The following is a 14,490-nucleotide window of genomic DNA, read 5'->3' as shown; positions in this document are numbered from 1 at the left end:
ACTTTACACATGTAATTGTGGATCAGTTTTTTAATAACTTATTATTTTTCCTATTAAAACCTATTAAAAATTTCCTCAAATCCTTATTAAATCAAGTAAATCTAGTGTATTTTCTTTTAAATAAATAGTTTGTGGATAAAATTGTGAATAAATATCATTTTTCTTTGAAAAAATAGTCTTTTCTAAGCTATAAATGAATTTTACACTTAATTATCCACTTGTATAAATTCATTACAAACTTATGTGAATAACAATTAAAAATACCTATATTTTTGAGAAACTTTTAATGAAAATTTTGTTGATAACTCCGTTTAAAACATTTAATCTACATAATTCTATTTACATAAACAACAAATAATAAATATATTTATTATTTTAATATTTTTAGTAATAGTATGAAGCAAATTATAAATCCGTTAAAAGGAAATAATAATAAAGTACCTATTTGGTTTATGCGTCAAGCAGGTAGATATTTGCCGGAATATAAAAAAGTAAGAGAAACAACAAAAAATTTTCTAGATTTTTGTTATGATGTTAGCAAAGCAACAGAAGTAACCTTACAACCGATAAAACGTTATGGATTTGATGCAGCTATTATTTTTTCCGATATATTAGTTTTACCTCATGCTCTTGGATGGGAAGTGGATTTTAAAGAAAATATAGGGCCTATATTAAAGCAATTCAAATCACAAGAAGATTTTAAATATCTGCAAATCAATCCGAATTATAAATTAGAAAAGGTTTATGAAATAATAAAAAAAGTAAAAAAAGAATTACCATCCCCCATTTCTTTAATAGGATTTGCAGGTAGTCCTTGGACAGTGATGAGTTACATGCTAGAAGGAAAAGGAAAACAGGATTTTAAAACGAGCAAAAAATTCATATATGAAAATAAAATACTTGCTGAAGAATTATTAAATTTTATTACGGAAAAAACAGCTGATCATCTTATAAATCAAGCAAAATCTGGAGCAGATGTTTTAAAGCTTTTTGATTCATGGTCAGGAGTACTTGCAGAAGAGGAATTTACTGAATTTGTAATAGAGCCGACAAAAAAGATTATACTAAAAGTAAAAGAAGTTTTTCCAAAAACTCCTATAATTGCTTTTCCTAAAGGAGCAGGATTATTGTACGAAAAATTTATAAAAGAAGTACCGATAGATGTTTTAGCCGTAGATCAAATGGTCCCTCTTGAAAAAATGAAAGAGTGGAGTGATAAAGTAATAGTACAAGGTAATTTAGATCCGGTTGTATTATTAACTAATAAAGAAATTATTAAAGAAAAAACTTATAAAATTCTTCAGGTAATGAAAGGAAAGAATTTTATCTTTAATTTAGGACATGGTATTTTGCCTGAAACACCTACGGAAAATGTAGAATTTTTGACAGAATATGTTAGGTTATATGAAGAAAAGAATAGCAATAGTACTTTTTAATTTAGGCGGTCCAAAAAACCTTAAATCAGTGAAGCCTTTTCTATTTAATCTATTCTATGACAAAGCTATAATTAATCTACCAAATCCTTTGCGTTATATTATCGCTAAAATAATTTCTATTACTAGAGAGAAAAAATCTCAAAAAATTTATTCTTTAATCGGTGGTAAATCTTCTTTACTTCAGGAAACAGAGGAGCAGAAATTAGCACTAACCGAAAAGCTAAAGCAACTTATAAAAGAAGATTTCGCTATTTTTATAAATATGAGGTATTCAGCACCGTTTGCTAAAGAAGTAATAGGTCAAATAAAAAAATATAATCCAAGCGAAATAATATTATTGCCTCTATATTCTCAATTTTCAAGTACTACGACAGGATCATCGGTTAAAAATTTTTTACAAAACCTTGATATTGATATTCCAATTAAAACAATTTGCTGTTATCCTCTAGAAAAAGATTTTATAAAAGCCCATGTTTCATTAATTAAAGAAAAACTATACGATAAAAATTTTCGTATATTATTTTCTGCTCACGGGTTACCCGAAAAAATAATAAAAGCAGGCGATCCTTATAGTTTTCAGATAAAAGAAACAGTACAAGCAATAGTTAAAGAATTAAATATAAAAGATCTAGATTATAAGATAACTTATCAAAGTAGAGTAGGACCTATAGAGTGGTTAAAACCGAATACGGAAGACGAAATAGAGCTAGCAGGAAAGTTAAAAAAAGACATAATTATCGTACCTATATCCTTTGTATCCGAGCATGTTGAAACACTAGTAGAGCTTGATATTGAATATAAATTAATCGCAGATAAATATGAAATTCAATATATCCGAATTCCGACACTTGGAACAAATAAAATTTTTATTAATAGTTTGACAAATATATTGCTACGATTTATTAATAAGGTTGATACTAATTTAGTTATGAGTAGCTCTAGTACAAGAATATGTCCAAACGAATTTACTAAATGTTTGTGTAAATTAACAAGTTAATAAGGAAAAGAATGGCAAGTTACTATCTATGGTTTAAGTCATTTCATCTGATATCTGCTATATGTTGGATGGCAGGGCTTCTTTATTTACCTAGAATATATGTTTATCATATCAAAGCTAAAATAGGTAGTGAGCTAGATAGTACTTTACAAGTAATGGAACTAAAATTACTCAGATTCATTATGAATCCAGCAATGATTAGCACATTTATTTTTGGTTTAATAAATGCTCATATTTACGGGTTTGTTGCTCTTGATACTTGGTTTCACATCAAAATGTTTGCAGTATTAATTTTAGTGATATTTCACGGTTTACTTGCAAGATGGCGAAAAGATTTTGCAAATGGTAAAAATGTCCATTCAGAAAAATTTTATCGCATAGTTAATGAGATTCCGGCTATTTGCATGATTGTTGCAGTGATTATGGTTATAGTGAAACCATTTGACTAGTATACTCTTTGTTATTTGAAAAGGGATTGTTAAAGATATATCGTCATTGCGAACAGGAAATAATAACAAACTTCTAAGATTGTGTTTCGTCAATATTTTCTTTTGAAGTAAACTCTGCTACGAGTTCAGGTAGGCTCTTATTAGTTTGGTTGGATATGTAGTTACTCCCGATTAATTAAACTAAAGCATTGCTTTTAAGCTCTGGACATTCCTATTATAGCTGACTTTTGGTAGAGATTGCTAAACCCCGAGATAGTGTTTTACTATTTCAGTTAAAGCTTATACCTAACTTCCTTTAAAAGTCAATCTATAACTTATTTTAACCTAATAATTTATTTATCTAAAAGATTTTTTATTTCTAATGTAAAATTTATTTAGAATATCTATAATTCATAAAAAATAATATGGAACATTATGAATAATAGCGATAAACTTAATAAGTTAGTAATCTTTAAAGATAAAACCATTAGAAGAATTTTGCATAATAACAAATGGTGGTTTTCAGTAGTCGACGTAGTAGGAGCATTAACTGATAGTAGTGACCCTGGAGCTTATTGAAGAAAACTAAAACAAAGGTTAAACGAAGAAAAAAGTGAGGTCATGACAAACTGTCACGGACTGAAATTAACTGCCACAGATGGAAAAAAATATATAACAGACTGTGCAAATACAGAGTTATTACTTCGTATTATACAATCTATTCCGTCTCCAAAGGCAGAACCGTTTAAACAATGGCTTGCTAAAGTCGGTTATGAAAGGATTCAAGAAATTTCTGATCCGGAAAAGTCAATTGATAGAGCAAGGGATAATTGGAAACGACACGGTCGTAGCGAGAAATGGATTCAACAACGTATGATGGGGCAGAAAACACGAAATAAATTAACTGATTACTGGAAAAACCATGAAGTAACAAAAGAGAATGAATTTGCTATATTAACTAATATTATTTATCAAGAATGGGCTGGTATAACTTAAAGAACACAAAAATATAAAGGGCAAAATTTACGTGATTACATGAATGAAGCAGAATTAATTTTTACTGCTGAATTATCTACTCGTCAGGTAGTAGAAACTAATAATGCAACAGGAATGGAAGAAAATAAGGTTGCAGGTAAAATAGGAGGAAGTATAGTTAAAAACGCTAAAACGGCCTTGGAAAATAAAACTGGTAAAAAAGTAATCTCAACAGAACATTATTTACCGCCTAAACTTACAAAGTAAAAAATTTTGTTATAGTGAAATGCATTGAATTAGGTGACATTTTTTAATGTTTAAATAATATATCTCATATCGTAAATGGGTTGGCATTCGCTATATCCTTAAAAAAATAAAATATTTCTTAAATATCACCTAATTCAATGCATTTCACTATAAACCAAAGATTGCATTGGTTTTGTGGAAAATACTCTCATTTTTGACAGAAGTTTCAACACACCGAAATAGCATTTTGCCATTCCGGTTATGATTTTAAAAAAGTCAATTAAACTTTACTTCAGGTGGCAATGACATTAATATTGCTTCGACATTTCCATCGGTCATTAAGCCGAATTTAGTACCACGGTCATATAGCAAATTAAATTCTACATATCTACCTCGCCTTATAAGCTGGTATTCTTTCTGCTCAGCTGTCCAAGGTAAAAATAACTTACTTCTAACGATTTCAGGATATACCGACAACAAAGCCTTACCTACGTCCTGTGTAAAGGCAAAATCCTGTTCAAAATTACCGTTATTTAAGTAATCATAGAATATTCCGCCTACTCCTCTCGGCTCTTTTCTATGCTTTAGATAAAAATATTCATCACATTGCTTTTTGAATTTAGGATAATAGCTAGAATCATACTTATCGCATGCTTCTTTAAAAGCTGCATGAAACTTTACAGTTTCATTTTTTTCCGGATAAAAAGGTGTTAAATCGCCACCGCCGCCAAACCAACTTTTAGAAGTTTCTATATAACGAGTATTAAAATGCATAGCGGGAATTAGCGGCGATTTAAGATGTGCGACTAATGAAATGCCTGTTGCAAAGAATTTCCCGTCTAGCTCTGCTCCTGGAATTTCGTTGCGGAATTCGGGAGAAATTTTACCAAATACGGTAGATATATTAACCCCGACTTTTTCAAATACTGCTCCTTTCATGAGAGACATGACACCGCCACCGCCGCCGTTACGTTGCCAGCTTGAGCGTACAAACTTAGCCGGTTTTAAACCTTTGGTTTGTGCATATTCTTCTTCAATTTTTTCAAATTCTTTGCACAATAAATCACGTAAATTAGTAAACCAACTACTCGTTATTTCTTTATTTTCTATGTTCATAATTATTAAGCAACGATTTAATTACTTTCCTCATCATATACATAATCACTAAAAATACGGCAGCAATGATCATAATATAAAAAGCCGGAGCATAAAATAAGCCTGTGCGCTCTACAAGCCAACGAGAAATAATAGGTGAAGTTCCGCCGAATATCGCTATTGCAAAATTGTAGCTGAAAGCAACACCGGTAAATCTTTGTTCTGCCGTAAACAAGGATATAACGAGTATATAAGCTGTACCTGCTATGCTTCCTGCGAGCATACCAAGCATTGTAAGAGCTATAATTTGTTGCCACATCTCTTCTGTCGACATAAGTAACATGGTCGGTAAAATCAATATCAAGATAGCAACACCAACAAGTATTGCCATTTTAAATTTTCCGATAATATCGGCAGTACCGCCGGCAAGCGGCATCGCTATCATCGCAATAAACGAACTATACGCTAAATATGATAAAGCAATAGTATTACTAAGATGCATTACATTATAATAGAAAACATTTATATATGTTTTTACTAAATACATAACGCTGCTAGCGATAGCACCTATACACATAGTTAAAAACATCGATCTCCAAGCAGTTCTAATTACATTGGAAAAAGGTGCTTTAAGAACTTGTTTCTTTTTCTCAAGCATTTTAAAAATCGGTGTTTCCGATACGCGCAATCGCAAGTAAAATCCTGCAAGACCCATAAATCCGCCAAGCAGAAAAGCAAAACGCCAAGCAAAATCTATATGAGAGAAATAACGTTCTATTATAATACCGATAAATGTTGCAATTAAGGTACCGGCGATATTTGAACCATGTACTAAACCTGCTGTAAAACCCGGTCTTAAATTTTGACGATGTTCAAGGATAAAAATAGCCGCTCCCGTTCCTTCACCGCTAATACATAAACCTTGAATAAGCCGCATTATAACTAGAGTTATAGGGGCATAAATCCCAATACTTGCATATGAGGGTATGAGACCCATAATAAAGGTCGGAATAGTCATACCTAGCATCGAGATTATTAAAGCGATACGTCTACCGTATCTATCACCGATATAACCGAATAATATGCCTCCTATCGGTCTTGTCAGAAAGCCAACCGCAAATACTCCAAGGCTTAGAAGAATTCTAATGAATTCTGATTCGCCTGGAAAAAAAACTTGTCCAATAATCAGCGAAAAAACTGAATATACCGTAAAGTCATAATATTCGAGTACATTACCTGAAATAGCAGATAAAAAAATGAACTTAGACCTATTATTCATCGAGCTTTAAATAACTTAATTACTAATTAGTTATTATAGACAAGTTACATAATTTATAAAGTGTAATTTATAATATTATGTGGTTATAAGTTCTTGTTTAATAAACAACCTGAATCAATTGCAAATGATTTTGAAAAAGAATTAGCAGAATGTGATAAAGCTATAAAACAAAATCCGAATGATGCATATATTGGATATGGATTTAGACTAAGAATACTGGGACTTAGATTTCCTGAAAAATATGAGTTGGCCCTTGAAGTTTATAACAAAGCAATTGCACTAAACTCTAATCATTTTCAGGCTTATCGTAATAAAGGAGCGGTATTAAATTCAGTTGGGAAAATACGATTTAGCTTTAGAAGCTTATAATAAGGCAATCGAAGTAGATCCAAGTCATCCTTATGCTTATAACAATAAAGCAGAAATATTAAGAAAGCTTGAAAAATACGAACTAGCACTTGAAGCATACAATAAAGCAATTGAAATTGATCCTAATTATTCCGATGCTTATTTTAATAAGAGTAAATTATTCGATGAACTTGGAAATTACGAAGTAGCTCTTGAGGCATATGATAGAGCACTCACATATAGGCATGATGACGATTTAGATTATTCTGACATATATATAATATAGGAACAATTTTGAGTAGGCTTCAAAAATATGATTTAGCTGTTAAAATGTATAATAAAACAATACAGCTTAATCCTGATGATTTTAGAGCTTACGTGAATAAAGGAATAGTTTATTTAGCATTAAAATGATGCAGCACTTAAATTAAATATCAATGATTATAAAGCACATCTTAATAAAGGCCTTACTTTGGAAAAATTAGGCAAATACGATTTATCTCTTGAATCATACAACAAAGCATTAGAATTAGAGCCAAATGACTTTGAGACACAAGCTCAAATACAAGCATTAGACATGCAAAAGGCTAAATAATAGTCATAATTTATTATGACTATTATAACGTACATATTAATTTGGTCATAATTATTATAATATACACGTTATAATGGTCAAGCACTTATAACCTAGTTATCCTCTAGTGGTACCGGAATTCCTACTTTTGTAAGTTTAGCTCCTTTTGGCTTTTTAATTCCTGCAAATTTCTGTTCTTCTTGTTGTTTTCGTAGTTTTTTTCCTATTTTTGCAGCTTCTCTGCTACCTTTAAGAGCACTTTTTACGGGCTTTGTGTTAATATTCGTAACACCTTTTGAAGTCTTAATACTTCAATCTTTATCAAAATATTTTACGTTTGTAGCAATACTTAAATGGTAAACTCCGCTACCTTTTTGTATAAACTGATTTTGATTTTGTAAAGCTTTACCTTCTAAATCTAAGAATTTACCATCTTTACCAAAATCACCTACTTCTCCAACTTTTGTACCACTAAGATCATATGCGTAAAGTTTTTCTTCATAGAAATCTAGATTGTTTAAAAAGTTCTCTATCATTAGTAAAATTGCCTAATTCATGGGTGTCTATAATTTTCTCTTCTTTGCTTACTACTTTTTTCGTATTTTTAATAATTCCAAGATAGGCTAGAGCTTTTTTAAACTTACCCAAATTACGCTTTACCTCAACTTCTATGGGTCTAGAAAATTCTTTTTCTTTTACTTCTTCAACTTCTCCTATAACTAATTGCCCATCTATGGGGCTGCCCAGTTCATCTTTAAAATGAATTAATTTGGCATTTTACTCTATTTAAGTCAGTTTCTTTAGTTTGAAAATGTAGATGTTTTTTTCTGGCATAAATTCCTCCTTGAATAAATTGTGGTTTATTTCAAATGTAAAGGAGTAAATTAAATTTTTGCAAGAAGTTTTTATTGTTAGTTATTTCTCAATAAATAATAAATATTAAGAATTAAAAACTACTGTGCCATCCAGCCGCCATCTATCAAGAGTCCACTACCTGTTATTGATGATGCTTTTTTGTCACATAAGAATATTACTAAGTTTGCTATTTCATCAGCTTCTAAAAATTTTTTCGTAGCTTGAGATTTAAGGATTACATTTAACGCTGATTCTTCACTGATATGTCTAGCTTTAGCAGTATCTGCTATTTGATTCCTTACTAATGGTGTGTTGACGTAACCGGGACAGATAGCATTAACTGTATTATTCTCAGCCACTTCTAAAGCAACGGTTTTGGTAAGTCCAAGGATACCATACTTTACTGCTACATATGCCGACTTGAAAGGTGATGCGACATATGCATGAGCGGAAGCGATATTAACAATTCACCTGAAGCCGTTTTTTCATAATCTGTATTGCGTATTTTGTAGTATAGAAAGATGCTATTAATCTATACGCAAAATTTGCTCCCATTTATCTTCAGGAAATTCATCGATAGGAGCAACATGCTGAATACCTGCATTATTTACTAATATGTCTATTTTACCGAATTCTTTTATTATCCTCTCAAACATAGAATGAATTTCATCAGGTTTTTCCAAATTTATTCCTTGATAAAATACAGCCCTTGCCCCAAGTTCTTTCAATTCTGCTGAAATTGTGGCTACTTCATCTTCTTTTGCAAAACCGTTTTTGCAAAATGTTTTGCTATCTCAAGCCCGATACCGCTAGTAGAACCGGTAATAACTGCTACTTTGTCTTTCATTTTTATCTCCTTATAAAATATGTACTGTCATACCGTGGCTTGTACCAGCCAGCTAAATCGTCATTGCGAGCAGAGCCATAGGCTGCGTGGCAATCTCAGAACTTTGGCACTAGATTGCTTCGTCAATTACTTACGTTGCAACAAAGCTGATCAAGTCACGGGATGACATATTTAATCAAGTAATATTTGTCTTTTATTTAAAAGTAACTTATATTAGATTACACTTAAAGAAATAATGTATAAATCTATGGAAATTGTTAATAGCGTTGATGCATCTGTATCTTGCCAGGGCAAAGAACCTCCATATGACCATCCGAAAGTTTATTTAGAGATAGATAAAAAAAAAAAAGAAGTTATCTGCCCATATTGTAGTAAGAAATTTAAACTAGTAACAAAATGACTATAAAATTTCTGTCAGAAAGTACTATCAACCGAATTGCTGCCGGTGAGGTTATAGAAAGGCCCGCATCGGTAGTAAAGGAATTAGTTGAAAATGCTGTTGATGCAAGTAGTACTAAAATAGATATTATTTTAGAACGTGCCGGTAAAAATCTAATCATTATTTCCGATGACGGTATCGGTATGACTGATAAGGAATTAGAAATTGCTGTTGAACGTCATACAACTTCTAAGTTTGATGAAAGCGATTTTCTAAATATTAATACTTTTGGTTTTAGGGGTGAAGCACTGCCGTCTATTGCTGCTATTAGCAAAATGCTAATTACTTCTAAAAAACGAGATGCCGACAAAGCATTTCAGATTAAGTTAATCGGCGGCAATGAAAAACAAGTTACTATTTCTGTTCATAATGAAGGTACTAAAATAGAGATACGTGATTTATTTTTTGCAACACCTGCACGTTTAAAATTTCTTAGAGCCGATAAAACAGAGCTTACAGCAACTGTAGATGTGGTTAAGAAAATCGCTCTAGCACATCCTAAAATTTCTTTTAGTTTAACACATGACGGCAAGAATTTATTAAAACTAAAGGGACAAAATAAAGATGCTGAAACTAACCTAAAACAGCGTATAATTGATGTAATAGGTGATGATTTTATAAAAAACGCTGCTTATATAGACTTCAAAACACCTGATTTCTCTATTTGCGGCTATACTAGTAGCCCGACATATAATAGAGCTTCAAGTGAAGATCAGTTTTTATTTATTAATAATAGACCAGTAAAAGATAAATTATTACAGGTAGCTTTAAGGGTAGCATATCAAGATTATTTAGCTCGTGATCGTTATCCGATATGTGCTATATTCTTACAAATCGATCCGCAACTTGTTGACGTTAACGTACATCCGGCAAAAGCAGAGGTTAGGTTTCATGACCCAAATTATGTGCGAAACTTATTAATAGAAGCAATTAAAAATGCTTTAACAAATAAAAGCCATGTTACTTCTACTACTATCGCCTCTGATGTTCTTGAGTTATTTAAAAATCCTTTAGTTAACAAACAATCGCCAGTAAGTAAAGTTATAAATGTTAATAGTAAATCGGCAGATTATAGACCTACTACTCATTCTACACTTAATACAGTTCCTCAAAATCATGTTTGTCAAAAATTAATCGATACATTATCACATGCTAAAATAGAACAAGAAGTAGAAAATCGTATAGAACATGAACAGCAAACCCGTAAACAATATAAACTTGGGGCAGCTAAAGCACAACTTCATACGACTTATATTATTTCACAAACCGAAGATAGTATAGTGATTACCGACCAACATGCAGCACACGAACGTTTAGGGTATGAAAAAATAAAAGATTACCTTAAAACGGAAGAGTTAATCAAACAGCGTTTGCTTATCCCTGAGATAGTAGAACTGCCAAATGAAAAAAAAGCAGATTGTTTATATGACCATAGAGAAAAACTATATAAACTTGGTTTAACTCTAGAAAAATTCGGCGAAAAATCTATTATAGTAACTGAAATTCCAAATATCCTTGGAGATGTAAACGTACAAAAGTTAATTCAGGATCTCGCCGATCATTTATCGGATTTTGGCAAGAATATAGCTTTGACAGAGTTAATCGAGCATGTAACGGAAACTTATGCCTGTCATTACTCTATTAGAGCAGGACGAAAATTATCGGCAGATGAAATGAATGCCTTACTGCGTCAAATGGAAAATACGCCGCTTTCAGGTCAATGTAATCACGGTAGACCTACTTATATTGAGTTGAAGCTTAAGGATATCGAACGCTTATTTGGACGGTAACTCGTTTAATTTGAAAAATTGGCGTCATTGCGAACAACTGCAAGGAGTGCGGCAATCTTGGGAAATTAAAACTAGATTGCCACGCTCCTTATTAGTCGCTCGCAATGACTTATCTCTCTTTATTTTGCAATACCTAGTTTTTACTTGACTATTTTTCAATTTCGTTTTATTCTGCTTTTCTTAGAATAATAAAATAATATCTTGATTTAAGGTGTCAGCTAATGGCAAAGAAAAATAAAAATGTTTTGGTAAGGCTAGTAAGTACTGCCGGCACAGGTGTTTTTTGGGTAAAGAAACGTAATCCGAAGACCCAAACCGAGAAGCTTTCTTTTCGTAAGTATGATAAAGTAGTTAGAAAACATGTTCTTTTTAAAGAAGAAAAAATAAAATAATTGTAAGTAATATAATATGGCAGTAAAAATTCGTTTAGCTAGAGGCGGTGCTAAAAAGCGTCCTTTTTACCGTGTAGTAGTAGCTAACGCAACAGCACCTCGTGACGGTGACTTTTTAGAAAAAGTCGGAACTTATGATCCAATGCTTGCTTCAGATAATAGTGAGCGTGTTGTTTTAAAAAAAGATCGTATAGAATATTGGCTTGGCACCGGTGCTAAACCAACTGAGCGAGTCGCAAAATTTATTGAGCAAGCGGGTGTTACTCTTCCTGAGAAAGTTAAAAAGGAAATGGAAGTGAAAGCAAAAAACCGCAAAGCTAGACTAAGTAAAAAGGAAGCTAAAGAAGCTTAGTTTATAGTGTATTTTCGTCATTGCGAGCAGGCATTGACTGTGTGGATCAATTCAGCCCCTGTCATCTCCCGCTATTTGATTGCGGGATTTAGTAAATTTGACTATTACAAGTTATTTTTCTAGATATTGTGGTCAAGCCACGGGTATGGCAGCACATATCTCTTCTCTATAATCATATTAATATGCCGGATTAGCTCAGTGGTAGAGCAACCGCCTTGTAAGCGGTAGGTCATCAGTTCAAATCCGATATCCGGCACCATCAAAATTTTTCTTGTCATACTGGGACTATCTTTATATAGATACCAAATCGTCATTGCGAGCAGCCGTAGGCTGCGTGGTAATCTCATGAAATAATAACACACTTCCTGAAATTGCTTCGTCGAATTACTGTGTAATTCTTCTCGCAATGACGATTTACCGATCCATGCAAGCAAGCTTTCACAAGAATTATATAGAAAAAAACATACAATAGTGACATCCTTTAAAGTTTTTATATATGATAGTAATCGATAAAACATCTTATAGAGCTGTGGGATTTGATAAACGTATTAAATTCCTAGTGCTACATTATACACAGTGTGATTTTAAGCAGTCTTTAGATTTTCTAACCGGTGAAAAGTTAAGTAGCCATTATTTAATAAACAATGAAAACCCTGAACATATATTTCAATTAGTAGAAGAGCGTGATAGAGCATGGCATGCTGGAGTAAGTTACTGGCAAGGTCATGAGCGTATTAATGATACATCAATCGGTATTGAAATCGTAAATCCTGCTTTTGAAGTAAATGCAAAAAACAATGATATAGTTTGGCTACCCTATTCGGAAAGGCAAATTAATAGTGTTATAAGTTTGTGTAAACAGATTATTGCTAGATATGATATTAAACCTACTAGAGTAGTTGGGCATTCTGATATTGCTCCAGGTAGAAAACAGGACCCTGGCCCGCTATTTCCTTGGAAACTATTATATGATAACGATATTGGAGCTTGGTATGATGAACAGGTGTTTAACGATCTATTGCCGCAAGTCGACATAACCGATATTGCAGTAATTCAGCAAAAATTTATTACATACGGTTATAAACTTGAAGTTACCGAAATTTTAGACTCTAAAATGAAAGATATTATAATTTCGTTTCAAATGCATTTTCGTCCTAGTAATTTTTCGGGCGATTTGGATGCTGAAACCATAGCAATTTTAGATGCATTAATATTGAAATATAAATCTGAATTAATATGATAAGATTTATAACTATACCGGATTTTGCGGATTATCAAGTTACTTTGAAATTAATGGAAGATTACGTTAACAAAGTAATTAGTGATCATAAGCCGGAAATTATTTATTTAGTTGAACATTCGGAAGTATATACAGCCGGTACTAATTATAAACAAGAAGAATTATTAAATTATGGTGATATTCCGGTAATTTACACAGGACGTGGCGGTAAATTTACTTTTCATGGACCGGGTCAGCGTGTTATTTATCCAATTCTTAATTTAGCTTCACCAAATCGACACAAAGATTTAAAGCTATATATAAAAATGCTTGAAGAATGGATTATAAATAGCTTAAATTATTTTGGAATTAAAGCATATATTATTAAAGATAAAGTAGGAATTTGGGTAAAAGTAAGGAAAGATGAATTTGCTAAAATTGCTGCAATAGGTGTTAGAGTAAGAAAATGGGTTACATATCACGGTGTAGCCATAAATATTTCAACAGATTTAAGTAAGTTTAGTGGGATTATTCCTTGTGGACTTGAAAATTCTTTAGTAACATCTTTAAATCAGTTAGGGATTCATGTTGAAATGTCTGAATTTGATAAAATTATTCAAACTGAATTTAATAAAATATTTAAATGATCAGAAAATTTTTACTCACAATTTTTGCTCTTTGGGTCGGTGGTTTTGGTTATTATTTATATTTAATAAATTCTTATAAGCTTAATAGTAATACCACTAATGCAATAATAGTATTTGCAGGAGGAGGACATAAAATTGAAACCGGTATTGCTTGGCTTAAGGCAGGTTATGCACCTATATTATTTATTACTGGTATAGAATCTACAGAGCAATTAAAAATTTTGTTAAAGGAACGTAATGTTATAGAACAGCAGGTAATATTTGCTCCGAATAAAATAATGTCTGAAGAGGATAATATTAAGAAAGTGGTTGATTTTATTGTAACTTACAATCTTACTTCAATAATTTTAGTAGAGCATAATTATAATATGCCTTTTATGCTAAATAAGCTTGAAAAAGCGATTCCTTCTTCTAATAATATCTATATAGTACCATATCCTGTTTTTTCCAAACAAAAATATGATGTGTTATTAAAATCCTATCATCGTTATTTAATGAGTATACTCGTTTAATTTGCTTCTTTACTCTTTTCCAGTACAATATTTTAGAACGGCTACGCCAAATAATGCAG

The 14,490-nt window shown here is 31.8% G+C and carries 17 protein-coding genes, 1 tRNA gene and 3 pseudogenes; 17 read left to right on the top strand and 4 right to left on the bottom strand.

Annotation, left to right across the window (positions count from 1 at the left end):
* Positions 1-395 precede the first annotated feature (395 nt).
* The 6 genes and pseudogenes from hemE (at position 396) to RC_RS10640 (ending at position 4,103) form a co-directional block, all read left to right on the top strand.
* Positions 396-1,436, top strand: coding sequence for a uroporphyrinogen decarboxylase (hemE, locus tag RC_RS06840; RefSeq protein ID WP_004997025.1), 1,041 nt, complete (start codon positions 396-398; stop codon positions 1,434-1,436).
* A complete protein-coding gene (gene hemH, locus RC_RS06835) occupies positions 1,393-2,433 on the top strand; it encodes a ferrochelatase (protein WP_010977923.1) in 1,041 nt (346 codons plus the stop codon). Before hemE ends, hemH begins: the two co-directional genes overlap by 44 nt.
* 11 nt (positions 2,434-2,444) lie before the next feature.
* Positions 2,445-2,882, top strand: coding sequence for a protoporphyrinogen oxidase HemJ (hemJ, locus tag RC_RS06830; RefSeq protein ID WP_010977922.1), 438 nt, complete (start codon positions 2,445-2,447; stop codon positions 2,880-2,882).
* A gap of 414 nt (positions 2,883-3,296) precedes the next feature.
* Entirely contained in the window at positions 3,297-3,440 is a 144-nt protein-coding gene (locus RC_RS10650; RefSeq protein WP_016830581.1) for a hypothetical protein, read from the top strand.
* 18 nt (positions 3,441-3,458) lie between these two features.
* Positions 3,459-3,857: pseudogene (locus RC_RS10645) on the top strand (BRO family protein); the annotation flags it as partial.
* A 39-nt stretch (positions 3,858-3,896) separates the two neighbouring features.
* On the top strand, positions 3,897-4,103 hold the full coding sequence (locus RC_RS10640) for a hypothetical protein (RefSeq protein ID WP_010977920.1): 207 nt from the start codon (positions 3,897-3,899) through the stop codon (positions 4,101-4,103).
* A gap of 255 nt (positions 4,104-4,358) precedes the next feature.
* On the opposite strand, the gene hemF is transcribed toward RC_RS10640, so the two are convergent.
* Positions 4,359-5,198 carry an oxygen-dependent coproporphyrinogen oxidase gene (hemF, locus tag RC_RS06810; protein ID WP_004997036.1) on the bottom strand — a complete coding sequence of 280 codons (840 nt, stop codon included), beginning with the start codon at positions 5,196-5,198 and terminating at the stop codon, positions 4,359-4,361.
* A complete protein-coding gene (locus RC_RS06805; RefSeq protein WP_010977919.1) occupies positions 5,182-6,456 on the bottom strand; it encodes an MFS transporter in 1,275 nt (424 codons plus the stop codon). The genes hemF and RC_RS06805 overlap by 17 nt, the downstream gene beginning before the upstream one ends.
* A gap of 93 nt (positions 6,457-6,549) precedes the next feature.
* Between RC_RS06805 and RC_RS11340 the strand changes: the two are divergent.
* From RC_RS11340 to RC_RS08235, 3 genes and pseudogenes are all read left to right on the top strand, one after another.
* Positions 6,550-7,090: pseudogene (locus RC_RS11340) on the top strand (tetratricopeptide repeat protein).
* An 8-nt stretch (positions 7,091-7,098) separates the two neighbouring features.
* On the top strand, positions 7,099-7,218 hold the full coding sequence (locus RC_RS10625) for a tetratricopeptide repeat protein (protein WP_016830578.1): 120 nt from the start codon (positions 7,099-7,101) through the stop codon (positions 7,216-7,218).
* A gap of 19 nt (positions 7,219-7,237) precedes the next feature.
* A complete protein-coding gene (locus RC_RS08235; protein ID WP_071597823.1) occupies positions 7,238-7,399 on the top strand; it encodes a tetratricopeptide repeat protein in 162 nt (53 codons plus the stop codon).
* A 290-nt stretch (positions 7,400-7,689) separates the two neighbouring features.
* Here the strand turns inward: RC_RS08235 and RC_RS06790 are convergent, their stop codons facing one another.
* Complete coding sequence (locus RC_RS06790) at positions 7,690-7,914, bottom strand: hypothetical protein (RefSeq protein ID WP_010977916.1); 225 nt, start codon at positions 7,912-7,914, stop codon at positions 7,690-7,692.
* 417 nt (positions 7,915-8,331) lie between these two features.
* Positions 8,332-8,961, bottom strand: a pseudogene (locus tag RC_RS10620) (SDR family oxidoreductase).
* Positions 8,962-9,327: 366 nt separating this feature from the next.
* On the opposite strand from RC_RS10620, the gene RC_RS08230 reads away from it, so the two are divergent.
* The 8 genes from RC_RS08230 to RC_RS06745 all read left to right on the top strand — a co-directional run bounded on the left by RC_RS08230 (position 9,328) and on the right by RC_RS06745 (position 14,431).
* Entirely contained in the window at positions 9,328-9,480 is a 153-nt protein-coding gene (locus RC_RS08230) for a zinc-finger domain-containing protein (RefSeq protein ID WP_014411169.1), read from the top strand.
* Positions 9,477-11,309 (top strand): DNA mismatch repair endonuclease MutL, encoded by a 1,833-nt coding sequence (gene mutL, locus RC_RS06775; protein ID WP_010977912.1) that lies wholly within the window; start codon positions 9,477-9,479, stop codon positions 11,307-11,309. Before RC_RS08230 ends, mutL begins: the two co-directional genes overlap by 4 nt.
* A gap of 221 nt (positions 11,310-11,530) precedes the next feature.
* Entirely contained in the window at positions 11,531-11,701 is a 171-nt protein-coding gene (gene rpmG, locus RC_RS06770; protein WP_004997072.1) for a 50S ribosomal protein L33, read from the top strand.
* A gap of 16 nt (positions 11,702-11,717) precedes the next feature.
* Positions 11,718-12,053 carry a 30S ribosomal protein S16 gene (rpsP, locus tag RC_RS06765; protein ID WP_004997078.1) on the top strand — a complete coding sequence of 112 codons (336 nt, stop codon included), beginning with the start codon at positions 11,718-11,720 and terminating at the stop codon, positions 12,051-12,053.
* A gap of 184 nt (positions 12,054-12,237) precedes the next feature.
* Positions 12,238-12,312 (top strand) — tRNA-Thr (locus RC_RS06760).
* A 237-nt stretch (positions 12,313-12,549) separates the two neighbouring features.
* Positions 12,550-13,293 (top strand): N-acetylmuramoyl-L-alanine amidase, encoded by a 744-nt coding sequence (locus RC_RS06755; RefSeq protein WP_010977911.1) that lies wholly within the window; start codon positions 12,550-12,552, stop codon positions 13,291-13,293.
* Positions 13,290-13,919 carry a lipoyl(octanoyl) transferase LipB gene (gene lipB / locus RC_RS06750; protein WP_010977910.1) on the top strand — a complete coding sequence of 210 codons (630 nt, stop codon included), beginning with the start codon at positions 13,290-13,292 and terminating at the stop codon, positions 13,917-13,919. Before RC_RS06755 ends, lipB begins: the two co-directional genes overlap by 4 nt.
* Positions 13,916-14,431 (top strand): YdcF family protein, encoded by a 516-nt coding sequence (locus tag RC_RS06745; protein ID WP_010977909.1) that lies wholly within the window; start codon positions 13,916-13,918, stop codon positions 14,429-14,431. The genes lipB and RC_RS06745 overlap by 4 nt, the downstream gene beginning before the upstream one ends.
* Positions 14,432-14,490: the final 59 nt, after the last annotated feature.

Source organism: Rickettsia conorii str. Malish 7, from assembly GCF_000007025.1.
Classification (GTDB): Bacteria; Pseudomonadota; Alphaproteobacteria; order Rickettsiales; family Rickettsiaceae; genus Rickettsia; species Rickettsia rickettsii.
This window is presented reverse-complemented; position numbering and strand designations above follow the sequence as displayed.